This is a genomic window from Halomonas sp. BMC6 (assembly GCF_964204995.1).
In the GTDB taxonomy this organism is placed as follows: Bacteria; Pseudomonadota; Gammaproteobacteria; order Pseudomonadales; family Halomonadaceae; genus Vreelandella.
Window position 1 is genome coordinate 827,316 of the sequence record NZ_CAXNSH010000001.1, and the last position, 21,326, is coordinate 848,641.

The window sequence follows — 21,326 nt, forward strand, 5'->3', positions numbered from 1 at the left end:
GATACGCATCCGCCAGCCAAGGCGCTGACGGACAAGAGACGATCACACAATACTCAGCATGATATGCATTACCTGTTACGCCTGACGACCATAGCACGCGTGAACCACCTGATCCCTTGCCGAACTCAGAAGTGAAACCGCTTAGCGCCGATGGTAGTGTGGGGTCTCCCCATGCGAGAGTAGGTCATCGTCAGGCACTTATACCGCAAAGAACCCAGCCAAACGGCTGGGTTTTTTGTTTGCCCGTCGATCCCGTCGTTTTATGTCAGCATTTTTATGTCAGAATGTGCACTCCAAGGAGGAGCGCTATGACACAAATGCAATGGGATCAGTTACTTTCCCCACGACGCCTTCACGATAAACGAACGGACAGCACCCGGGAAATTGGGCGTAGTCCCTTTCATAAAGATCATGATCGCATTGTTTTTTCCGGCTCTTTCCGACGCTTGGGCCGTAAAACCCAAGTGCACCCTCTGACGGAAAACGACCACATTCATACCCGCTTGACCCACTCTCTCGAAGTTGGCTGCGTCGGCCGTTCGCTTGGGATGATCGTGGGCGAGCTGCTGCGCGACCGCCTCCCTGACTGGATCACCCCCGCAGATTTGGGCGTGATCGTACAAACCGCATGCCTTGGCCACGATATCGGCAACCCGCCCTTTGGTCACGCCGGTGAGTACGCGATACGCGACTGGTTTCGCCGTGCCCAGGGCAGTGGCCTGCTGGATGGCTTGTCCGATGCCGAGCGAGACGACCTGTTGACCTATGAAGGCAACGCGCAGGGCTTCCGCGTCATCACACAGATCGAGTACAACCAGTTCAACGGTGGCATGCGCCTATCGGCGGCAACCTTAGGCACGCTGCTGAAATATCCATGGACGGTCCGCTATAGCGGGCGGGCGGGTAAGTTTGGCTGCTACCAGTCAGAGCAGGCGCTATTGAAAGAGGTAGCGGATGCGGTGGGATTACTTCCCCAAGGAGAGCAGCGCTGGTGTCGCCACCCGCTGGCCTGGCTGGTCGAAGCAGCCGATGATATTTGCTACGCCTTGCTAGACCTGGAAGACGGTCTGGAGATGGGCATTCTGCGCTACGAGGAAGTGGTCGAGATTCTGCGTCAAATCGCTGGTGAGTTTCCGCCCGAATATGCCGAGATGCAGCGTAAAAATGTCTCGCAACGCCGCCGGATCGCCCTACTCAGAGGCGCCGCCATGGAGCGTGCCGTCAACGATGTGGGGGCTGTCTTTGTACAGCATGAGCAGGCGCTGCTCAGCGGTACTCTCAGCGAAGATTTGTTGGAGCTGTGTCACCCGGATTTAGGCTGGGGAGTGCAGTCCGCCAAGCAGCTTGCCCGAGAGCGCATTTTTCAGAATGAGCGCAAGGCGAAGCTGGAGATTGGTGCCTACACTACGCTGGGTATCCTGTTAGAAGCCTTCATCGGTGCCGCTCATGAGCTGCACCACACCGGGCAAAGCTCTTTTAAACACCAGCGGGTACTGGCGTTAATTGGCGAGAACACACCGCTACCCTCTTGGACCCTCTATGACAGCTACCGGCGCATGCTGGACTTCATTGGCGGGATGACCGACCACTACGCGGTCGATCTTGCCCAAGAGATGGGCGGGCGGTTACGCGGCGACTAAATGAGGCATTAGACAGACGGTTGACGGAGGTGCTTGAGCTCCATCAACCGTGCCCGCTCTAGCAAAACATGAATGACCTTGTCATGAATGGCATCGCTTAGCTGTCCTGGCGTGATGTCGGTCAGCTGCTTGGCCAGCTGTTCGCCGCTGACCACGAGAATATCCGGCGAGGCTTCGCTGGTGTCGATTTCCCAGCCGGGCAAAACCAGGACCCCTTTCACCGGTACCGGTACACCGCAGCGGCGCTCTAACCACTGGCTCAGCCAGCTGACACCCTGGCGCGTTTTGTGCAGCGGCCGCCGCTCCTGCCAGTGCGGGAAGCGCAGCCGCTCACGCTCTACCGCCACGCAGTTCAACTCTCTGCCATTGCTACCAATGGCCAGTGCCCTGGCGCGGGTTTCCACGACGAATACGCCGTGAGGGGTGACCACCACATGGTCAATGGTGAAGCTATCCGTAGGGACGTCATGAAACACGTAATAGGGGTGCGCTTCAGGGCGAACCAGACGTTCCAGCTCTTGGCCTACGGCAAGTTCGCAGGCAAGCCCCAGCTTCAAGCGGCGGATGCGCTGATAGTCACGCACCAACAGCAGCGAAAACGCCAGCACCAAGAGCGTGCTCAGCAGGCCATACAGCGCCCACTCGACCCAGTCCTGTTTATCGACGAAGAGCATTCGTCCCATGCCGTAGACCAGCGGTGCAAGGCTGACCAGAGGCCCTAAAGTGCCGTTAAGAAACAGGCTTGAAAACGCTTGATCGAGTCGATGGCGAAGCGCCTGCCCCGGCTCGCGGAGCGGCGCATCGAAGGGTGAGTGAACGCGGGCATCGTGAAGACTACGCAAGGCTAATACGATGCCGCCCATCGCTGCCATGGGAAACAAGAAGATGAGCGGTAGCAAGTATTCCAACCAAACCATTATCGTGCCTTGCCCTTTCGCCATGAGCCGGGGATGTGCGTTGTCCGCTTCAACCGCCCGCCAATTTCACCTGATAACCCATTGAGGTTAAGGCATCGCGCAGTGTTTCGCGATGGTCGCCCTGGATTTCTATCACACCCTCTTTAACGGCGCCGCCGGTGCCGCAGCGCTGTTTGAGTGTTTTGGCCAGTGCCTTGAGCTCCCCTTGGGGGAGCGGCACGCCGCTGATGGTCGTGACTCCCTTGCCTTTACGACCGCTGGTCTCACGGCGGATACGGACGATCCCATCCAATTCGGCAAGCCGCGCTTGCTCGCTGGTGTCCTCACAGCGGCAGTCGTCGATGGGAGCTCGGCAGTCAGGGCACGTTTTGCCATGCTCGGTGGAGTAAACGAGGCCACCTAGCTGATCACGTAATGAAGCCATACTATTTCTCTGTTGAGTGATGAGGCATTGCGGCCTGCCATCGCTCGTGGGTCAGTTGCTCGACAACGGCAGGCAGCTGATACATGTTACTCATCATGATAGCGCCTTCCGGCGTTGCTTCGGCATCGGGAAAGCGATTCAGATGGATCACGGTCATGCCTGCTTGCAGCGCCGCGTGAACACCGACCAGCGCATCGTCGATGGCAATGCAGTCCTTCGCCGCAAACCCCATGATACTGGCTGCGTGCAGATGTAAACAGGGCTCCGGCTTCCAACAGTTAGCGGTATAGCCACTAAACAGCCGATGACCGAAATAGTCGCTGAGACCGGTCGCCTTTAGAGCGGTACGAATCTTGGTTTCAGGCCCATTGGAGACCACGGCGCTGGGGTAGTGGGCCAGTGCATCGAGCGACTCACGCGCGCCGGGAATGGTGGTGAGCTCATTGGCGAGGCGCTCTGCCAGTTTGGCACGCATGGCCTGTTCCATGTGGTTCAAGCGCTCGGCATCGACCTCGCCATAGCGGGTTTGCAGTTCTGCCACGATACGTCGGAAGCGTGCCCCCCGAAACTCGCCAAGATAATCGGAAGAAGCAAAGGGGAGACCGACCGTATTTAGGCCGCGAGCCATCTCTTCGGCCAGTAGGGGTTCGCTATCGACGAGGGTGCCATCACAATCAAACAGCAGAAGTGGGAGCGGCATGGGAGTTCCTTGCAGCGTGACAAGCGCTACTCGCGTTAATTTAAGCCGACTAGACGACTATTGAACGAGATTTTTCTGGCTTTGTGAACACTGTTTTATAATTTTTTACAGTGAAGCTGCGCGACCATACCGCTGAGCGCTCGCTACCCTCGGTTAACTGCCCGGTTTTCAAGGCAATCTATGTGAATCATCGAGAGACCGGCTATAGTAGGTAGGCGACGCCGCGATAACCATAAAATGGAGATGTATATGCGATTCACCCCTTGGTTCCTCTCATTGGTCGTGGGCACCGCGCTGATGGCTTCTGCAGGTAGCGTGTTGGCAGAGCCTGAAGCCGATGCCGATAGCGAGCAGCACCAAGCGCTGGATGATGCGGCGCTGGAGGAGAAGTACGGCATCAAGGCCGGGGCCGTTCAGCGTGACGAGTCGACCGCCGATATGGCCACGGCTGACGAGACGGAAGAAAACACCGACAACGGTGGTGACGATAGCGACAACACCGAAGGCGGCACCGGTGGTACCGGTAGCGCCGAAGATGCCATTGAAAACGGCGAGGACGAGCAGAGTAACGACGATAACGAGTGAGTGTGCCGTTAGCGGGAGAGGCGTCGTGAGTTGGCGCTACTGCGTCGATGATAAGGTTTCATCGCTTTCTGGCTGGTAATCCACCAGGGGGCGTATTGACCGCTCATCGCGCTGAAAAATGCTTTTTGCATCACGAGGCCAGCTTCTATGCTGGCCTCGATCTTTTCGGTCACCATGCGCTGGTTTTCACGCATCATGGCGGGGCTAAAAAAGGGCTGGGTTTGCCATAGCTGTTGGCGCATAGCGATCGTGGACAGCGACGAACTCCATAGTTCCATCCCCATCATGCCGACTTTCCACAAATCGAACATAGCGGTGGGCGGGGTAAACAGGGGCATTGGGGAGTGCTTCATAGTGAGAGCTGCCTGGTGAAGAAATGTGGGGTAGCGCTCTCTAGTAATAGCCTATTTGTGCTGCATTGCAACAAAAAAGGCGGCCCGAAGGCCGCCTTAGCGTTGCTAATTGCTTAGCTGCTTACTTAATTTTAGGAGCCAACTCGCCGCGCTCGTAGCGCTGGAACATCGCTTCCAGGCTGATCGGCTTGATTTTGCTTGCGTTGCCAGCGGTGCCAAAGGCTTCGTAACGGGCGATACACAGATCGCGCATAGCGGTGACGGTCTCTTTCAAGAATTTGCGCGGATCAAACTCCGACGGATTCTCTGCCATAAAACGGCGCACGGCACCGGTGGACGCTAGGCGCAGATCGGTGTCGATGTTCACCTTGCGCACGCCGTGCTTGATGCCTTCGACGATTTCCTCAACCGGCACGCCGTAGGTTTCCGGAATTTGACCGCCGTAACGGTTGATGACTTCAAGCCACTCCTGCGGCACGGAAGAGGAGCCGTGCATGACCAAGTGGGTGTCCGGGATGCGCGCGTGGATCTCTTTGATACGCTGAATAGAGAGCGTGTCGCCGGTGGGCGGCTTGGTGAACTTGTATGCGCCGTGGCTGGTGCCGATGGCAATCGCCAGCGCGTCGACCTGAGTCGCTTTGACGAACGCGGCGGCTTCTTCGGGATCGGTCAACAGCTGTTCCATGTCCAGCTTGCCTTCGGCACCAATGCCGTCCTCTTCACCGGCCATGCCGGTTTCCAGGCTACCTAGGCAGCCCAGCTCGCCTTCAACCGATACGCCACAGGCGTGGGCCATTTCTACTGCGCGACGAGTGACGTCAACGTTGTAGTCGTAATCCATCGGCGTCTTGCCATCTTCACCCAGCGAGCCGTCCATCATGACGGAGGAGAAACCGAGCTGGATAGAGCGCTGGCACACGGCGGGGCTGGTGCCGTGATCCTGGTGCATCACTACCGGAATATGCGGAAACTCTTCTACCGCCGCCAAAATCAGGTGGCGCAGGAAAGGGGCGCCTGCGTATTTGCGCGCGCCAGCGGAGGCCTGCACGATCACCGGAGAGTCGGTGGCATCGGCGGCTTCCATGATGGCCCGCATCTGCTCGAGGTTGTTGACGTTGAACGCGGGGATGCCGTAGCCGTATTCGGCGGCGTGGTCGAGCATCTGGCGCATGCTAATTAAAGCCATGGGGTCACCTTGTAGGTTGTCAGTGTGAACGGGTGCAGTGAGCGTGCAGTGTCAGCGTGATGGTTCAGCCGCGCTTTGCTGCGGCTTCTAATGCGGCTACCGCCGGTAGCTGTTTGCCCTCGACGTACTCTAGGAACGCGCCGCCGCCGGTAGAGATATAGGAAACACGGTCGGCAATGGCGTACTTGTCGATAGCGGCCAGGGTATCGCCACCGCCAGCAATCGAAAACGCGCTACTTTCGGCAATGGCAAGAGAGAGTACTTCGGTGCCTTTGCCAAATTGATCGATCTCAAAAACGCCCACGGGGCCGTTCCACAAAATGGTGCCGGCATCTTTGAGCAGGCTGGCCAAGTGGGCCGCGGTGTCCGGGCCAATATCCAGAATCATCTCGTTATCAGCGACCTGGTCCACCGGTTTGACTACCGCTTCTGCGGATTCAGAGAACTCCGTGGCCACAACGACGTCAGTGGGCAGCGGAATAGAGACTTTCTCCATTAGCGCTTTGGCTTGACCGATTAGGTCGGCTTCGTAGAGCGATTTGCCCACATTATAGCCTGCCGCCGCGATAAAGGTGTTGGCGATCCCGCCGCCGACGATGAGCTGGTCGCACTTGTCGGAGAGGGCGGTCAGCACGTCGAGCTTCGTGGAGACCTTGGAGCCGCCCACAATCGCCGCCATGGGTCGCGCCGGGTTCGCTAAGGCTTTCTCCAGTGCGTCCAGCTCCTGGGCCAGCAGCGGGCCTGCACAGGCGGTGGGCGCAAAGCGGGCCACGCCGTGGGTGGACGCTTGAGCACGGTGGGCGGTGCCGAAGGCGTCCATCACGAAGATATCGCACAGCGCGGCGTACTGCTTGGCCAGCGGTTCGTCGTCTTTCTTCTCGCCGTTGTTAAAACGCACGTTCTCAAGCAGCACCACGTCGCCGTTGCTGAGCGTGGGCGCGGTGTCGAGGTAGTCGTCGACCAGTTTGACGGGGCTACCCAGCAGCTCGCTAAGGTGTTCGGCCACGGGAGCTAAGGAGAACTCTTCAGCAGGCTCGCCTTCCGTGGGGCGGCCCAGATGGCTCATGAGCATTACTTTGGCTCCCGCCTTGGCTGCCGCTTGAATGGTCGGCAGTGCGGCGCGCAGGCGGGCATCGCTGGAAACACGGCCGTTTTTGATCGGCACGTTCAGGTCTTCACGAATCAGCACGCGCTGCCCTTCCAGGGGCAGGTCGGTCATTTTTTGCACGTTCATGTGAGCGGTTTCCTCGTGTTCAAGCGAATGTAAGAGCTCTAGGTGGTGCTACCCATCAATTAGCGAAACGTTGCCAAGCGCTGGCTGATATCCAGCATGCGGTTGGCAAAGCCCCACTCGTTATCAAACCAGCACAGCAGCTTGATCAAGCGTGTGCCAGCCACCCGGGTTTGGGTGGCGTCTAGAATGCCAGAGCGGGGGTCATGATTAAAATCGATCGATGCCATGGGGGCTTCGGTATAGCCTAGCACCCCTTGCAAGCGCTGCTGGCTGGCGCTGTGTAGCAGCGCGTTCACTTGGGCGGCGCTGGTATCGCGGCGTACGGTCAGCGCGGCATCCATGGCCGAGACGTTGATGGTGGGTACCCGCACGTGCAGGCACTCAAAACGCCCGGCCAGGCTCGGCATCAGACGGCTGATACCCACTGCCAAGCCGGTATCCACCGGCACGATCGACTGCATGGCGGAGCGGGTCAGGCGCAGGTCGGTTTGATGATACGCATCGATCACCGGCTGATCGTTCATCGCCGAGTGAATCGTGGTGGTGACGCCGTGCTCCAGGCCCAATGCTTCATCCAGCACGGTGAGCAGCGGCACCAAACAGTTCGTGGTGCAGGACGCCGCAGAGAGGATGCGCTGGGTGGGGATAAGCTCATGCTCGTTGATGCCCCACACGATGGTGGCATCCACATCGTTTTCAGCGGGCTGGGAGAACAGCAGCCGCTTGGCCCCAGCCGTTAAGTGCTGCTCGGCGGTGGCGCGATCCTTAAAGCTACCCGAGCACTCCAACACTAGGTCGATATCCAACTCACCCCAGGGCAGCGCTTGCGGGTCGCGTTCGCACAGCACGTGGATGCGCTGGCCGTTGACGAGCAGAGCGCTGCCATCGTTGTCCACCTCACCAGGGAAGCGTCCGTGGGTGGTGTCGTAACGGGTGAGATACGTGATGGTGGCGAGGTCAGACAGCTCATTAATCGCCACCACCTCAAGCTCTGGGTGTTGGCGTTCCACCAGTGCTCTCAGCACGCACTGGCCAATGCGCCCATAACCATTGATAGCAATGCGATATTTAGTGGAAGCGTTCGCCATGTTGCGATGCGGCTCTTAGAAAAAGTGGCCCGATGATAGCGTATTTCACCGGGGGTTGCTTACCCAGCCCCGATGCCCACTAGCCGCCACGCCAGCGGCAACAGCAGCGCGGTAAAGATACCGGTTAGGCTCATTCCGAGCGAGGCAAACGCCCCGGCGGTAGGGCTAATATCAAACGCCCGCACGGTACCAATGGCGTGCCCATTGAGCCCCAGAGCAAAACCGATGATGCGCTCATCGTTGATACGTAGCAGCCGAGCCGCCAAGCTAACAAAGGGGATGGTCAGCACGCCGGTCACCAGCAGCGAGCCCATTAACAGCGCAACGTTGCCGCCGAGCTGTTCGGTGATGCCGATGGCAATCGGCGCGGTCACCGACTTTGCCGCGATGGAGGCCAAAATGTCTGGGCCAGCACCTAGCAGCCAGGCAATGCCTAAGGCGTAGCAAGCAGCTAAGGAGGCAGCAATAGGCAGGCAGGCGGCTAGCGGTCGCCAGAGTTCACGGATGCGCGGCAGTTGCTGGTAAAGCGGCATACCCAACGCCACCGTAGCGGGGCCTAACAGCACGGTTAGCCACGTAGCGCCCTGCTGGTAGGTGGCGTAAGGCAGCCCCAGCAGCGCCAGTATTGCGGCCAAAAGGAGTGCCGCGATCAAAATAGCGGGCAGCCAGGAGGGCTTACCCAGCCGTATAAAAACTGCGCTGCCCACCAAATAAGCGGCCAGCGTTAGCCCAACGGCCAGTAAAGGCGTTGCGGTTAAGGTGGGCAGCAGGTTAGTCAGCATGGCTGCGTCCCATCAAACGCGTTAGTAACCATAGCGTGGTGAACACGCTGAGCAGCGTGCCGAGTAGCAGGGCGGCCACAATGGCCAGCCATTGGCCCGCCAGCTCATCCAGAATAAAGAACACACCCACCACACCCGGCATAATCAGCATAGCCAGAAGCGCAATCAGCGGTTGGGCAGCGGCAGCAAGGCTGGAGGGCACTCTGCCGATCATAGCGAGGGTGGCGCACAGCAGCAGCATGCCCACCACCCCAGAAGAGATGGGTAAACCGGAGAAGTGAATGACCACTTCTCCGATTAACCAGTAGCTAATTAGCCATAGCAGACCGTTTAGCGCGGGCATCGCGATGCCCGCACTGCGTGACCCGTGAGCGGGGGATTAACCCAGCAGCTCATTGGCTTGTTTAACAATGTTCTCGACGGTAAAGCCGAAGTGCTTGAACAGCTCGCCAGCCGGGGCCGACTCACCAAAGGTGGTCATGCCAATCACGCGGCCATCTAGGCCAACGTATTTGTACCAGTAGTCGGCATGGCCAGCTTCGATAGCAATACGCTTGGTCACGGCTTTGGGCAGCACGCTTTCACGGTAGTCAGCGTCTTGGCCGTTAAAGCGGTAAGCGGACGGCATGGAGACCACGCGCACGGCTTTACCCTGCTGCTCCAGCTCGGCCGCGGCGTCCATCGCCAGGGAGACTTCTGAACCCGTGGCAATCAGGATCAGCTCTGGCGTGCCGTCGCTATCTTTCAGCACATAGCCGCCGCGCTGGATAGACGCGAGCTGGGCCTTGGTACGCGGCTGGTGCGGCAGGTTCTGGCGCGAGAGTACCAGCGCTGTCGGGCCAGAATGGCGCTTAATCGCGGCATCCCAGGAAGCAGCGGTCTCCACGGCGTCACAGGGGCGCCACGTGTTGAGGTTCGGCGTGGTGCGCAGACTGGTGAGCTGCTCAATCGGCTGGTGTGTCGGGCCATCTTCGCCCAGGCCAATAGAGTCGTGGGTAAACACATAAATAGCCTGCTGACCCATCAGCGCCGCCATACGCACGGCGTTACGCATGTACTCCATAAAGATCAGGAAGGTGGCGCCGTACGGCACAAAACCGCCGTGCAGAGCGATACCGTTCATCACCGCGCCCATGCCGAATTCACGCACCCCGTAGTGCAGGTAGTTGCCGCTGGCGTCGTCGGGGGTGATCGCTTTCGCGCCCTTCCAGAAGGTCAGGTTAGACGGCGCTAGGTCAGCGCTGCCGCCGAGCAGTTCCGGCATTTGCGGGCCAATCACGTTCAGCGCTTCAAACGACGCTTTACGCGAGGCAATGCTGTCGCCTTTCTCTTGGGCCTGCTGGATCAGCGCTTCGGTCGCCAATTCCGTGGGCAGCTGCGCTTTCATGCGGCGCTTGAATTCACGCGCTTCTTCCGGGAAGGCTTCAGTGTAGCGAGCGAAGCGGCCTTCCCACTCTTGCTGGCGCGTTTTACCGGCGTCGCGGGCATCCCAGGCGGAGTAAATCGGCTCGGGGATATGGAAAGGCGCGTGCTCCCAGCCCAACTGTTTACGTGCCAGGGCCACTTCGTCGTCACCCAGCGGTGCGCCGTGAGCTTCTTCTTTGCCCTGCTTGTTGGGGGCACCAAAACCGATAATGGTTTTGCAGATGATCAGGCTAGGCTTGTCGTCATGGCTCTTCGCCAGCTCAATGGCCGCCTTGATCTCGTCAGGCTTGTGACCGTCGACGTTCGGTACCACGTGCCAGCCGTAGGACTCAAAGCGCTTGGCGGTGTCGTCGGTGAACCAGCCTTCGACTTCGCCATCGATAGAGATGCCGTTGTCGTCGTAAAGGGCTATCAGTTTGCCCAACTGCTGAGTGCCCGCCAGGGACGCCGCTTCGTGGGAGATACCCTCCATCAAGCAGCCATCGCCCAAGAAACACCAGGTGTGGTGGTCAACGATGGTATGGCCGGGGCGGTTGAACTGCGCGGCCAGGGTTTTCTCGGCAATCGCGAAACCCACTGCGTTGGCAAAGCCTTGGCCCAGCGGGCCGGTAGTGGTTTCGATGCCGGGGGCGTAGCCAAACTCTGGGTGGCCAGCGGTGGGCGAGTGCAGCTGGCGGAAGTTTTGCAGCTGTTCCAGGCTCAGCTCATAGCCGCTTAGGTGTAAAAGCGAGTAGAGCAGCATGGAGCCGTGACCATTCGACAGCACGAACCGATCACGATCGGCCCACTTGGGGTCTTCGGGGTTGTGCTTGAGGTAGTCATTCCACAGCACCTCGGCAATATCAGCCATACCCATGGGGGCGCCAGGGTGGCCGGATTTGGCCTTCTGAACAGCATCCATGGAAAGGGCGCGAATGGCATTGGCCAGCTCAAAACGGGACGGCATGGGGGTGCTCCTCGCCTGAAAACGGAAAGAATAAAGGCGCTATTGTCGCTGACTTCCCCGGCGGCGGCAAATTCTCAGGGGCACGTTGTGGGAAGAACTTGCAACAGCGTGTAGACTCTGGCTCCCGAAGTGGTGGTGAAAGTGATGGTGCCGCTTCTTTATACGGGCAGGGGACTTCCTGCCATGATTTCCTGCTGATGCTGCGGTCATAACAGAGCAGCCGTCATACAGAGGGTCGAGTGCGCGATGAGCGAATATTCCCTGTTTACCTCCGAGTCCGTTTCCGAAGGCCATCCCGATAAGATTGCCGACCAGATTTCAGACGCGGTGTTAGATGCCATTATCGCCCGGGATAAACAGGCCCGCGTTGCCTGTGAAACGATGGTGAAGACGGGCGTTGCCATTATTGCCGGTGAGATCACCACCTCCGCGTGGGTGGATCTAGAGACGCTGGTGCGTGATGTGATTACCGATATCGGCTACACCTCTTCTCAGGTGGGCTTCGACGGTGCCACGTGCGGCGTCATCAACCTGATTGGCAAGCAGAGTGTCGATATTGCTCAGGGCGTTGATCGTACCAAGCCGGAAGACCAAGGCGCGGGCGACCAGGGCCTGATGTTTGGCTACGCCACGAACGAAACCGATTCGTTCATGCCAGCGCCGATCCACTACTCGCACCGTTTGGTCGAGCGTCAGGCGGAGTTGCGTAAAAACGGCCTGCTGCCGTGGCTGCGTCCGGATGCCAAGAGCCAGGTCACTTTCCGCTATAACGCTGAAGGCCAACCGTGTGGCGTGGATGCGATTGTCCTGTCGACTCAGCACGACCCGGAAATCGATCAAGAAGACCTGCGCAAAATGATTAAGCGTGAAGTCATTGAGCAGGTGATTCCCGCTGAGTGGTTGGATGCCAATACCCAGTACCACATCAACCCGACCGGCAAGTTCGTGATTGGCGGCCCGGTGGGCGACTGTGGCCTGACCGGTCGTAAGATCATCGTCGATACCTACGGCGGCATGGCGCGCCACGGTGGCGGCGCGTTCTCGGGCAAAGATCCGTCGAAAGTAGACCGCAGCGCCGCGTACGCTGGCCGCTATGTGGCGAAAAACGTCGTAGCAGCGGGCTTGGCGGACAAGTGCGAGATTCAGGTCTCCTACGCCATTGGCGTGGCCGAGCCTACCTCGGTGTCTATCGACACCTTCGGTACTGGCAAAATCGACGACGCGAAAATCGTTGAGCTGGTGCGCGAGCACTTCGATTTGCGCCCCTACGCAATCACCAAGATGCTCGACCTGCTGCATCCGATGTATCGCCTCACGTCTGCGTATGGCCACTTTGGCCGCGAGCCGTTCGAGCACAGCTACAGCTGGGTAGACGACAAAGGCGAAACGCATACCGAGACGTTTACAGCCTTCCCGTGGGAAAAAACTGACAAAGCAGACGCGCTGCGTCAGGCCGCTGGCCTATAAGCTTCCCGCAAGCGCAATGAGCGTCATGGGTTAGCGAAAAGCGCCCCTTGGTTCACGCCAGGGGGCGCTTTTTTTATGGGTCGAACACGGTTCCGAGAGCGGCTTGCTGCGCATTGCATCTCTGTCAGTTTCCTATAAGTTAACTTTAATAAGGACTGAAAAATTTCCCGTTCACCACGTGAGGATGCGTATGTCGGGTTGGCGAATGACAGGAATAGCGAGCCTAGCGGCAGCTTGGTTAATGAGTGTCACTTTTTCCGCACAGGCAGACATGTGCCCCGACTGGCCCGCCGAGCGGCTGGCGCTGGAAACCCAGGCGCTAGCTGAACATATCAAAGTGTGGGACCGCGCTTACCATGATAATGGCGAATCGCTGATTGCTGATGAGCTGTACGACCAAGCGCTGGCACGCTTGGAAAACTGGCAAGCTTGCTTGGATTCCCCGACTCCCCATCAGCCGCTTACCCGAGTGACCAGCAGCGACGGTACCCGCACGCATCCGGCCGCTCAAACCGGACTCACTAAAGCCGATGAAGAAGGTATTCGACGCTTTATCAGCCGCCGCGAAGACCTATGGATTCAACCCAAGGTGGATGGCGTGGCGGTGACGCTGCGTTATCAGAATGGGGAGCTCGTCGAGGCGGTTAGCCGTGGAGACGGCGAGCGGGGGCAGGATTGGACGGCGCGGGTTCAGCAGCTGCCCGGTGTGCCCGTTACGCTTCCTGCCCCCGTCTCTGCAGTGCTGCAGGGCGAGCTTTACTGGCGGCTGGAGAACCACGTGCAGGCACGCCAGCCAGATTCGGGTGCCCGAGGTGCCGTGGCCGGTGCCATGGCGCAGCGCGACCCGAGCCAAGAGACGCTGAATCGCATCGGCTTATTCGTATGGGACTGGCCGGATGGCCCGACGCAGATGGCTGAACGGCTGGAACAACTGACGGCGCTGGGGTTCAATACGGCCGATTACACCCACTCGATCAGCGGCCAGGAGGCGGCCGCCGAGTGGCGCGAGCGGTGGTTTAACGGCCCGCTGCCGTTTGCCACCGACGGCGTGGTATTAAAACAGGCTGAGCGCCCTGGCGTGCGCCGCTGGTCGTCATCGCCCCCCGAGTGGGCGGTGGCCTGGAAGTATCCGTCTCAGCAGGCGCTAGCCCAGGTGCGCGGGGTCGAGTTTCGGGTGGGGCGCACCGGGCGCGTAACGCCGCTGCTATGGCTCTACCCGGTGACTCTGGAAGGGCGGCGCATCAGCCGCGTGTCGCTTGGCTCATTGGAGCGCTGGCAGGCGTGGGACGTGCGCCCAGGTGACCAAGTGGCGGTGACGCTGGCGGGCTTGACGATTCCTCAGGTAGACAGCGTGGTGTGGCAAACCCGTGAAAGAGCCGCCCTAAGCGCCCCGCCACCCGAGCGCTACCATCTGTTGAGCTGCTTTACGCTAAGTTCAGACCTAACATCAGGATGCAACGCCCAACTGCTGGCCCGCTTAACCTATCTCAGCGAGCAGCTGGGCATGCGGGGGATTGGCGAAGGCACGTGGCAGGCGCTGATGGAGGCCGGTGTGGTGACGGAGCTGCTTGGCTGGTTGGAGCTGACGCCGGGGCAGCTACAGCAAGCCCACGGTATTGGCGCGACCACCGCCACAGCGCTGATGGCGCAATTCAATGCGGCGCGCCAAGCGCCGTATGCAACATGGCTGAAGGCGCTGGGGATGCCGCCAGGAGGCGATGCCCGGCTAGGTGATTGGTACACCCTCGCGGGTTACTCCCGAACCGACTGGCAAGCCGTGCCCGGCGTTGGCCCGGTGCGAAGCGAGGCGCTCGTTGCCTTCTTCAGTCACCCAGCCGTTCAGCGCATGGCCCGCCAGCTGCAGCAGGCGGGCGTCGATGGGTTTTAAGCGAGTCCGGTGAGCCGCAGCATCAGCCCCAGGTAGAGCGGGATCAACAGCGGTGCCAGCAGTGTGGTGGTGAGTACCGCTAAAGCACCTTTCTGCGGCTGAATGCCCAACTCCATGGCCACCACGACGACGTTAGAGGCCATGGGCACCACGCCCAATAGCAGCAGCGCCATCGCCAGCTCTGGTGCCAGCGGCGTGAACTGCTGGAGCACCAGCACCGCTCCCAGCATCACCAGCGGCCAGAGCAAATAGCGCAGGCCCACGCAGGTCGCCACAAAGCGCGTATCCCACGCGGCGAGGGTGACCTGGCTTAACGTCATGCCAATGATCATCATGCCCAGCAGGGTATAGGTGGCGGGAAAGACCGCTAATGAACTCATCAGTGATTCCGGCAGCGTGGCGTTGAGCGCGTTTAGCAGTAGCGCTAAGAGAAACGCATAGACCAGCGGCAGACGAACAATTTTGGCCAAGCTCTGGCGTACCGAGAAGTGGCCCCGGGCGCTCAAATAAAATCCCACCGTGAACTCATACAGGTTGATACCCAGCATACAGAAGAGATACAGCGTCACCCCTTCCGGCGGCAGCAGAATTAGTGCGACGGGCAGTCCAAAGTAGCCGGTATTACCGGTGCCAGAAGAGAACGCCAGCAGCGCGCCTTCCTGCGGGCCAAAGCGGTGCTGGGTAGCCCAGCGCACGGCCAGGGCCATGGCGCTGACCAATAGAAACATCGCCAGGGTGAGCACCAAATACTCTAAAGTGGGGCCGCCATTCATCAGCGCGCGAAAAATTGTCAGCGGCGCGATCAGGTACACCAACAAGGTAGCAATCGGGCGCGGGTCTATTTTCAACCGTTGGGCGGCAATAAAGCCCAGCCCCACATACCCTAACAGCATGAGCAGCGGGCCCATTAACGCGCTGGGTGCTAAGTCCATATCTCCTCCTTGATAGACGCGGTGGTGCCAACATGAGCCGAATTGAAGGTCGACCGTGGAATCTTTCATTAGCCGCTGCGCGGCGAAGCAGCGAGAATACCCTAAATAATGATCACGTTATCGCACTGCGAGGACAAACTATGAGCAGCCAAGAGCACCCGTTAGGTATTAGCTTTGAATTCTTTCCGCCCAACACCGATGCCGGTCGGGAGAAGCTAATTCACGTGCGTGATGAGCTGGCCGCTCGTAACCCGCGTTTCTTCTCGGTCACCTACGGCGCGGGTGGCTCCACCCAGGCGCGCACTCGGGATATCGTGCGCACCGTTAGCCAAAGTGGCATCACCACGGCGCCGCACCTCTCCTGCATCGGCAGCGAAAAGGCCCAGCTCCGTGATCTGCTGGCGCAGTACCGCGAAGAGGGCGTCGATAGCCTAGTGGCCCTGCGCGGTGACATGCCCTCCGGGATGGCCAGTATCGGCGAGCTGCGCTACGCCAATGAATTGGTCGAGTTCATTCGTGACGAGACAGGCGACCACTTCGACATCGCGGTCGCGGCGTATCCGGAATCTCATCCACAGGCCCCCAGCCTCGATAAGGATGTGGAAAACTTTGCCCGCAAGATGAACGCGGGTGCCAACATGGCGATTACCCAGTACTTCTTTACCGCCGATGCCTACTTCCACTTCGTCGATAAAGCGCGTGCGCTGGGCGTCGAGCAGCCGATCATTCCCGGCATCATGCCGATCACCAACTACACCAAGCTGGCGCGGTTTTCCGATGCCTGCGGCGCGGAAATTCCCCGCTGGATTCGCAAGCAGTTAGAAGCCTACGGCGATGACAGCGACGCCATTGCCGCCTTCGGTACCGATGTAGTGACTCGCCTGTGCGAGCGGCTACTGGACGGCGGCGCGCCAGGCCTGCACTTCTACACGCTGAATCAGGCAGCCCCGGTGTTGAAGGTGGTGGATAACCTGAGCTAACGCTGTCTCCTGTTGATGATACCGGCCTGCATCCTTGATGCAGGCCGGTTTTTTTATGGCCATTTAACCGGTATCTAGCGCTTTGTGGCGTTCGGCACGCGCCGTATGATGCCTGCTCGTTTTGCGCTTTGAGAAGGAGCACCACACGATGTGGTTGATCACTGCCATGTTCGCATTCACCTACCTGGGCATGGCAGTGGGCCGATTGCCTGGCCTGCAGGTAGACCGCTCTTGGATGGCCCTCGCGGCGGCGTGTGTGCTGCTGGTGACCGGCACCGTTCAGTTGGAGGAGATTGCCAGCCATATCGACATCGGAGCACTGGTGCTGCTTATGGCGCTCATGCTGGTGTCGGCGCAGTTTGGCTTTTCAGGGGTGTATCACCAGCTGTCAGAGTGGATGGCCCGGTATGCGGAGCATCCCAGCAAGCTGCTACTCGGCGTGGTGCTGTTAGGCGGCGTGCTATCGGCGCTGCTGGTCAACGATATTGTCGCTTTTGCGCTGACACCGCTGCTGTGCCAGACCCTGCTAGCGCGGGGGTTAGATCCACGCCCGTTCTTGTTGGCCCTGGCGATGTCCTGTAACGCCGGATCGGCAGCTAGCCTGATTGGCAACCCGCAAAATATTCTGATTGGTCAGGCGGGCGACTTAGCGTTTTGGGATTACAGCCTGCAAGCCGCTGTCCCTGCGCTGGTCGCGCTGATGACAACCTACAGCGTCATCTGGCTCGCCTGGCGGCGACGCTGGTGGCTCAGTGGCCCAGCTTCGGTGCCATTGGCAACGGCGCCTGTGGCAGAAAGCCTTCGCTATAAGCCACTGTTGGCTGCTGTTGCCTTGCTGGTGCTGTTCTCGACACCGCTACCCAGAGAGTGGTCAGCGCTGGCCGTGGCGCTGGTATTGATGATGTCGCGCCGGGTAGCCAGCCACCGCTATACCCACGCCGTCGATTGGAACCTGCTTCTGCTGTTTGTGGGCTTGTTTATTGTCACGGGCAGCGTGGCATCGCTGCCAGAGGCTAGCGCGGTAGTGAATCGTCTGGTCGGTGAAGGCGGGCTGCCCAGTGATGCGTGGAGTATCGCGGGTATTTCGCTGGTGGCCAGTAACGTGATTGGCAACGTGCCTTTTGTGGTGCTGCTGTTGGGGTTATTCCCTGCGCTGTCAGAGCCCACCCTCGTTATGCTGGCGGTGATGTCGACCCTGGCCGGGAACCTGCTGCTGATCGGCAGCGTGGTGAACCTGATTGTGGCAGAAGGCGCGAAGCGTCAAGGGGTCCACCTTGGGTTTATAGAGTTCGCTAAAGTGGGTGTGCCGGTCACCCTGCTATCGATGCTGGCCGCAGCGCTCTGGTTCACGCTGGGCTGAGCGCCATCCGCTAGGCGAATAAAAAAGCCGGAACCTTTCGGTTCCGGCTGTTGCGTGGGTGGTACGCGGTTTTGCGTAGCGTGGCTCTGGTAAACGTAACGGTTTAGGTAGCGTTTGCCGTTGCCTTGCCTTTGCCGCCGTGCTGCTTGCGCTGCATGAGGAAGAGCACGGCACCAATCGCCAAGCCTGCCACGTCGGTATAGATACCGCCGTAAATCAGGAATAGCGCGCCCACTAACATCACCGAGCGTTGCACTACATTCACCGGCCCGAAGAACCACTTCTGCACCATACCGGAGAGCAGCACGATGCCCAGCGTGGCGGTGAGGCCAACGCGCAGGATCTGCATCGCCGAGCCTTCCATCAGCATGGCCGGGCTGTAGAAGAACATGAACGGCACGATAAACGCCGCCAAGCCGATCTTGAACGACGCCACCGAGGTGCCCATGGGGTTGTCCCCAGAGATACCGGCGGCCGCGTAAGAGGCCAGCGCCACCGGCGGCGTAATGGCCGAGACCACGGCGAAGTAGAACACGAAGAAGTGGGCAATCAGCGGCTCGATGCCGATGTTGATCAACCCTGGTGCGACTACCGATGCGGCCACTGCGTAGGCCGCTGTGGTCGGCATCCCCATGCCCAGCAGAATGCTGATCAGCATGGCGAAGAACAGCGCCAGCAGTTGGCTAACGCCCGCCAAGCCCAGCAGCAGCGAAGAGAAGCGCGCGCCAACGCCGGTCAGCGAGATCACGCCCACGATCAACCCCGCGCAGGCACACACGGCAATGATCTGGATGGACATGGTACCGGCAAGCTGCAGCGCTCTTAGAATGGCGCGCAGGCCCATCTTGTTGGGTGAAATCCAGCTGACGACGGCCGCAGAGGCAGTGGCCAGCGTACCCGCACGAATCACCGAGTAGCCCATGAACAGCGCCACGATCAAAATGATGATCGGTGCGAACAGGTAGACCTGCTTCACTAGCTTGGAGAACAGGGGAATCTCGTCTTTGCGCATGCCGCGCATGCCTTTACGGGCGGCTTCGAAATCTACCATGAAGTAGATCGATGCAAAGTAGAGAATGGCCGGAATGACGGCGGCAATGGCGATTTCGGTATAGGGGATACCGGTCACTTCCGCCATGATGAACGCACCCGCCCCCATGATGGGCGGCATGATCTGACCACCGGTCGAGGCGGCTGCTTCGATCGCCCCTGCACTACGAGCGGGGTAACCTACTTTCTTCATCAGCGGGATGGTCAGGGAGCCGGTGGAGACCACGTTACCAGCCGACGTACCGTTGATCATCCCCATCAAGCCAGAGGCAAAGATGGCCACTTTCGCTGGGCCGCCGCGGGCACGGCCTGCCGCGGCAAAGGCGAAGTTGACGAAGTAGTCGCCCACTTTGGAGGCCTGCAGGAACGCGGCAAAAATGATGAACAGAATGATATAGGTGGACGAGACCGCCGTCGTCGGGCCAAGAATGCCCGCATCGGTATAGACCTGACTAAAGAAGCGCTGGACCGACAGGCCAGGGTAGCCCAGGAAGCCGGGTAAATAGGGACCTGCGAAGACATAGGTCAGGAACACGGCCGAAATAACGACCAGCGCCAACCCTGCCACCCGGCGAGTCAGTTCGAGAATCAGCAGCGAGCCTGCGATGGCTGCCCAAGAGATGCCGGGCGGCGCAAACGAGGTGCCGGTGGACATCCGCATGGTGGTGTTGAAGGCCATCAGTAGGTAGCCCGCGCTGGCCAGTGCGCACACCATGAGCACGAGATCAGCGGCGTTGAAACGGTGGCGCGCCTGGCGGTAGAACCAGGAGAGCATGATGGCGACCGCCGTGGTGGCCATCAGTGGGTAGCCAAAGTGCAGCGTTTCTACGGCCGGGTCGATACGCATCGCCCCGCCGTTGATGGTCTGCTGCATCAAAACCACTTGGACCAGCGAGTACACCGCAGGGATCAACAGCGCATAGCTCACCCATTTCAGCCAAGCAGGGGAGGCTTGCTGGTCATCTTCAGCAAAGCGGGCACCGGCAAACAGCCCGTAACCCAAAATCAACGCACCGGCGATGTGAACGATACGGAACGACCAGGTTTCCATGGGGTACACGTTGAGTGAAAACAGGTGGAAACCTGAGTAGGCAATCGCCAGTGCTGCAAATAGCAGGAACTGCCAGCCAACGAATAGGCGGCGGTTGGGCTCAACAACTTCTTCATCGACGCCATCGGCAATCGAGTCGGGCGTTGATGAAGCCGCTAGGGCGTCATCCTTGAGGCCGTTGGGGTCTTGGTCGGTATTGTGACTCATCAGAGGTCACCCTCACAGCAAAAGCAGAGAAAGGGGCAGTAGCGAACGCTGCCCCGCCCGACAGGATCGGCAGCGGGGCAGCGCGATGGTGCGTCGTACTTACTTGATCATGTCGTCAGAGATGTCGTAACCGTTCTCTTCGTACCAGCGTGCTGCACCCGGGTGGAAGGGTAGGACGGTGTTATGAACGATGTTCTCCGGAATGCTGGTTTCAGCACTGCGGTGTACGTCGCGCATCCGATCGTTGTTTTCCATGGTCGCTTTGGTGACTTCGTAGATGAAGTCTTCCGGCAGGTCGCAACCGGCAATGGCGAAGTTCCACATGGAAACGGCACGAGCGTCCTCTTCCAGCGTGGTGTAGGTGCTGGCGGGGATGGTGAACTCAGCAACCGGATAGTTGTCCAGCACGGTGGCCAGCTCTTCTTCGGTAAATTCGATGATGTTCACGTCGGTTTGTACTTCTAGCTGGCTAACCGCCGGAATCGGGATACCCGCTGCAAAGGCGACAACGTCGAGCAGACCGTCCTGAAGCTGGCCGCCCAGATCCGACCAGCCACCGTTACGACGCTCGAAGTTCACGCCCAGGGTCTCCAGCATGGCCGGGAAGTAAGTGTCAGAGGTAGACGCCGCCGGGCCGAAACCGATGCGCGCGCCATCAGGAATGTCTGAGATGGAGGTAATGCCGGAGCTAGAGAGCGCCGCGATGGAGAACGGTGTCTCGTACATCGGGAACAGCGCGCACACGTTGTCCATCACCAGGCCGGGGGCCAGCGGGCTTTCGCCTTTCATGGCATCGGATGCCGGGCCCATGGTGGTCAGGCCGAAGGCCATATCGCCACTGTGCACCAGCGCCAGGTTTTGGGTCGGGCCGCCGGTGACTTCGCCGCCGCCAGAAACGTCTAGCTCTTCGGCAATGAAGTTTGCCCAGCCAGAACCGTAAACGAAGTAGGTGCCGCCCTGGCTGGCAGTCCCTACGGTGAAGTTGGTCGGCCACTCGGAGCGGTCCGCTTGGGCAGTGCCAGCGGCGAGAAGTGCGCTACCTGCGAGCAGGGCAATCGTTTTGGGCATCGTATTGCGCATGGCGAGATTTCCTAAGCTGTTATTGGGATTA

19 protein-coding genes and 1 rRNA gene are annotated in these 21,326 nt (G+C 59.6%); 7 read left to right on the top strand and 13 right to left on the bottom strand.

Annotated features, from left to right (window positions below; all coding sequences use genetic code 11):
• The first annotated feature begins 80 nt into the window (after positions 1-80).
• Both rrf and AB6K10_RS03910 read left to right on the top strand, forming a co-directional pair.
• Positions 81-196: ribosomal RNA gene (gene rrf / locus AB6K10_RS03905) — 5S ribosomal RNA — on the top strand.
• A 112-nt stretch (positions 197-308) separates the two neighbouring features.
• Positions 309-1,640, top strand: a complete 1,332-nt coding sequence (locus tag AB6K10_RS03910; protein ID WP_253019307.1) for a deoxyguanosinetriphosphate triphosphohydrolase — start codon at positions 309-311, stop codon at positions 1,638-1,640.
• Positions 1,641-1,648: 8 nt separating this feature from the next.
• On the opposite strand, the gene AB6K10_RS03915 is transcribed toward AB6K10_RS03910, so the two are convergent.
• The 3 genes from AB6K10_RS03915 to AB6K10_RS03925 are packed head-to-tail and all read right to left on the bottom strand — an operon-like array spanning position 1,649 to position 3,681.
• On the bottom strand, positions 1,649-2,557 hold the full coding sequence (locus AB6K10_RS03915; RefSeq protein ID WP_339118029.1) for a nuclease-related domain-containing protein: 909 nt from the start codon (positions 2,555-2,557) through the stop codon (positions 1,649-1,651).
• A 49-nt stretch (positions 2,558-2,606) separates the two neighbouring features.
• Positions 2,607-2,981, bottom strand: coding sequence for a translation initiation factor Sui1 (locus AB6K10_RS03920; protein ID WP_305948149.1), 375 nt, complete (start codon positions 2,979-2,981; stop codon positions 2,607-2,609).
• Position 2,982: 1 nt separating this feature from the next.
• Positions 2,983-3,681, bottom strand: coding sequence for an HAD-IA family hydrolase (locus tag AB6K10_RS03925; RefSeq protein ID WP_339118030.1), 699 nt, complete (start codon positions 3,679-3,681; stop codon positions 2,983-2,985).
• Between the two features lie 249 nt (positions 3,682-3,930).
• Here AB6K10_RS03925 and AB6K10_RS03930 point away from each other — a divergent pair, with 249 nt between their 5' ends.
• Positions 3,931-4,266: a hypothetical protein gene (locus AB6K10_RS03930; RefSeq protein ID WP_285264455.1), complete on the top strand. Its 336-nt coding sequence runs from the start codon at positions 3,931-3,933 to the stop codon at positions 4,264-4,266.
• Positions 4,267-4,274: 8 nt separating this feature from the next.
• Here AB6K10_RS03930 and AB6K10_RS03935 read toward each other — a convergent pair whose 3' ends face one another.
• The 7 genes from AB6K10_RS03935 to tkt all read right to left on the bottom strand — a co-directional run bounded on the left by AB6K10_RS03935 (position 4,275) and on the right by tkt (position 11,280).
• Positions 4,275-4,619, bottom strand: a complete 345-nt coding sequence (locus AB6K10_RS03935; protein WP_339118031.1) for a hypothetical protein — start codon at positions 4,617-4,619, stop codon at positions 4,275-4,277.
• Positions 4,620-4,740: 121 nt separating this feature from the next.
• On the bottom strand, positions 4,741-5,805 hold the full coding sequence (gene fba / locus AB6K10_RS03940) for a class II fructose-bisphosphate aldolase (RefSeq protein ID WP_062363362.1): 1,065 nt from the start codon (positions 5,803-5,805) through the stop codon (positions 4,741-4,743).
• A gap of 64 nt (positions 5,806-5,869) precedes the next feature.
• Positions 5,870-7,039 carry a phosphoglycerate kinase gene (locus AB6K10_RS03945; protein WP_339118032.1) on the bottom strand — a complete coding sequence of 390 codons (1,170 nt, stop codon included), beginning with the start codon at positions 7,037-7,039 and terminating at the stop codon, positions 5,870-5,872.
• 59 nt (positions 7,040-7,098) lie between these two features.
• Complete coding sequence (locus AB6K10_RS03950; protein ID WP_339118033.1) at positions 7,099-8,127, bottom strand: glyceraldehyde 3-phosphate dehydrogenase NAD-binding domain-containing protein; 1,029 nt, start codon at positions 8,125-8,127, stop codon at positions 7,099-7,101.
• A 59-nt stretch (positions 8,128-8,186) separates the two neighbouring features.
• Positions 8,187-8,909: an LrgB family protein gene (locus AB6K10_RS03955; RefSeq protein WP_339118034.1), complete on the bottom strand. Its 723-nt coding sequence runs from the start codon at positions 8,907-8,909 to the stop codon at positions 8,187-8,189.
• Entirely contained in the window at positions 8,899-9,252 is a 354-nt protein-coding gene (locus tag AB6K10_RS03960) for a CidA/LrgA family protein (protein WP_083023722.1), read from the bottom strand. The genes AB6K10_RS03955 and AB6K10_RS03960 overlap by 11 nt, the downstream gene beginning before the upstream one ends.
• A gap of 36 nt (positions 9,253-9,288) precedes the next feature.
• Positions 9,289-11,280, bottom strand: coding sequence for a transketolase (gene tkt / locus AB6K10_RS03965; RefSeq protein ID WP_339118035.1), 1,992 nt, complete (start codon positions 11,278-11,280; stop codon positions 9,289-9,291).
• A 246-nt stretch (positions 11,281-11,526) separates the two neighbouring features.
• Between tkt and metK the strand changes: the two genes are divergently transcribed.
• Together metK and ligB are read left to right on the top strand one after the other, a co-directional pair.
• Entirely contained in the window at positions 11,527-12,747 is a 1,221-nt protein-coding gene (gene metK, locus AB6K10_RS03970) for a methionine adenosyltransferase (RefSeq protein WP_253019317.1), read from the top strand.
• Positions 12,748-12,952: 205 nt separating this feature from the next.
• Positions 12,953-14,635, top strand: coding sequence for an NAD-dependent DNA ligase LigB (ligB, locus tag AB6K10_RS03975; protein WP_339118036.1), 1,683 nt, complete (start codon positions 12,953-12,955; stop codon positions 14,633-14,635).
• On the opposite strand, the gene AB6K10_RS03980 is transcribed toward ligB, so the two are convergent.
• On the bottom strand, positions 14,632-15,567 hold the full coding sequence (locus AB6K10_RS03980; protein ID WP_339118037.1) for an AEC family transporter: 936 nt from the start codon (positions 15,565-15,567) through the stop codon (positions 14,632-14,634). The genes ligB and AB6K10_RS03980 overlap by 4 nt on opposite strands.
• Before the next feature lie 140 nt (positions 15,568-15,707).
• Here AB6K10_RS03980 and metF point away from each other — a divergent pair, with 140 nt between their 5' ends.
• Both metF and AB6K10_RS03990 read left to right on the top strand, forming a co-directional pair.
• Complete coding sequence (metF, locus tag AB6K10_RS03985) at positions 15,708-16,547, top strand: methylenetetrahydrofolate reductase [NAD(P)H] (protein ID WP_044630438.1); 840 nt, start codon at positions 15,708-15,710, stop codon at positions 16,545-16,547.
• 148 nt (positions 16,548-16,695) lie between these two features.
• Positions 16,696-17,907 (top strand): SLC13 family permease, encoded by a 1,212-nt coding sequence (locus AB6K10_RS03990; protein ID WP_339118038.1) that lies wholly within the window; start codon positions 16,696-16,698, stop codon positions 17,905-17,907.
• A 103-nt stretch (positions 17,908-18,010) separates the two neighbouring features.
• Here AB6K10_RS03990 and AB6K10_RS03995 read toward each other — a convergent pair whose 3' ends face one another.
• Positions 18,011-20,215: a TRAP transporter fused permease subunit gene (locus AB6K10_RS03995; RefSeq protein ID WP_339118039.1), complete on the bottom strand. Its 2,205-nt coding sequence runs from the start codon at positions 20,213-20,215 to the stop codon at positions 18,011-18,013.
• A gap of 99 nt (positions 20,216-20,314) precedes the next feature.
• Entirely contained in the window at positions 20,315-21,295 is a 981-nt protein-coding gene (locus AB6K10_RS04000; protein ID WP_159340567.1) for a TAXI family TRAP transporter solute-binding subunit, read from the bottom strand.
• Positions 21,296-21,326 lie beyond the last annotated feature (31 nt).

Excerpts from the sequence above, each read along its gene's own strand:
- metF (WP_044630438.1), top strand. The coding sequence starts at position 15,708 with ATGAGCAGCCAAGAGCACCCGTTAGGTATTAGCTTTGAATTCTTTCCG.
- metK (WP_253019317.1), top strand. The coding sequence starts at position 11,527 with ATGAGCGAATATTCCCTGTTTACCTCCGAGTCCGTTTCCGAAGGCCAT.
- AB6K10_RS03990 (WP_339118038.1), top strand. The coding sequence starts at position 16,696 with ATGTGGTTGATCACTGCCATGTTCGCATTCACCTACCTGGGCATGGCA.
- AB6K10_RS03960 (WP_083023722.1), bottom strand. The coding sequence starts at position 9,252 with ATGCCCGCGCTAAACGGTCTGCTATGGCTAATTAGCTACTGGTTAATC.
- AB6K10_RS03950 (WP_339118033.1), bottom strand. The coding sequence starts at position 8,127 with ATGGCGAACGCTTCCACTAAATATCGCATTGCTATCAATGGTTATGGG.
- AB6K10_RS03955 (WP_339118034.1), bottom strand. The coding sequence starts at position 8,909 with ATGCTGACTAACCTGCTGCCCACCTTAACCGCAACGCCTTTACTGGCC.
- AB6K10_RS03995 (WP_339118039.1), bottom strand. The coding sequence starts at position 20,215 with ATGAGTCACAATACCGACCAAGACCCCAACGGCCTCAAGGATGACGCC.
- tkt (WP_339118035.1), bottom strand. The coding sequence starts at position 11,280 with ATGCCGTCCCGTTTTGAGCTGGCCAATGCCATTCGCGCCCTTTCCATG.
- AB6K10_RS04000 (WP_159340567.1), bottom strand. The coding sequence starts at position 21,295 with ATGCGCAATACGATGCCCAAAACGATTGCCCTGCTCGCAGGTAGCGCA.
- AB6K10_RS03930 (WP_285264455.1), top strand. The coding sequence starts at position 3,931 with ATGCGATTCACCCCTTGGTTCCTCTCATTGGTCGTGGGCACCGCGCTG.
- fba (WP_062363362.1), bottom strand. The coding sequence starts at position 5,805 with ATGGCTTTAATTAGCATGCGCCAGATGCTCGACCACGCCGCCGAATAC.
- AB6K10_RS03935 (WP_339118031.1), bottom strand. The coding sequence starts at position 4,619 with ATGAAGCACTCCCCAATGCCCCTGTTTACCCCGCCCACCGCTATGTTC.
- AB6K10_RS03920 (WP_305948149.1), bottom strand. The coding sequence starts at position 2,981 with ATGGCTTCATTACGTGATCAGCTAGGTGGCCTCGTTTACTCCACCGAG.
- AB6K10_RS03980 (WP_339118037.1), bottom strand. The coding sequence starts at position 15,567 with ATGGACTTAGCACCCAGCGCGTTAATGGGCCCGCTGCTCATGCTGTTA.
- AB6K10_RS03910 (WP_253019307.1), top strand. The coding sequence starts at position 309 with ATGACACAAATGCAATGGGATCAGTTACTTTCCCCACGACGCCTTCAC.
- AB6K10_RS03925 (WP_339118030.1), bottom strand. The coding sequence starts at position 3,681 with ATGCCGCTCCCACTTCTGCTGTTTGATTGTGATGGCACCCTCGTCGAT.
- ligB (WP_339118036.1), top strand. The coding sequence starts at position 12,953 with ATGACAGGAATAGCGAGCCTAGCGGCAGCTTGGTTAATGAGTGTCACT.
- AB6K10_RS03945 (WP_339118032.1), bottom strand. The coding sequence starts at position 7,039 with ATGAACGTGCAAAAAATGACCGACCTGCCCCTGGAAGGGCAGCGCGTG.
- AB6K10_RS03915 (WP_339118029.1), bottom strand. The coding sequence starts at position 2,557 with ATGGTTTGGTTGGAATACTTGCTACCGCTCATCTTCTTGTTTCCCATG.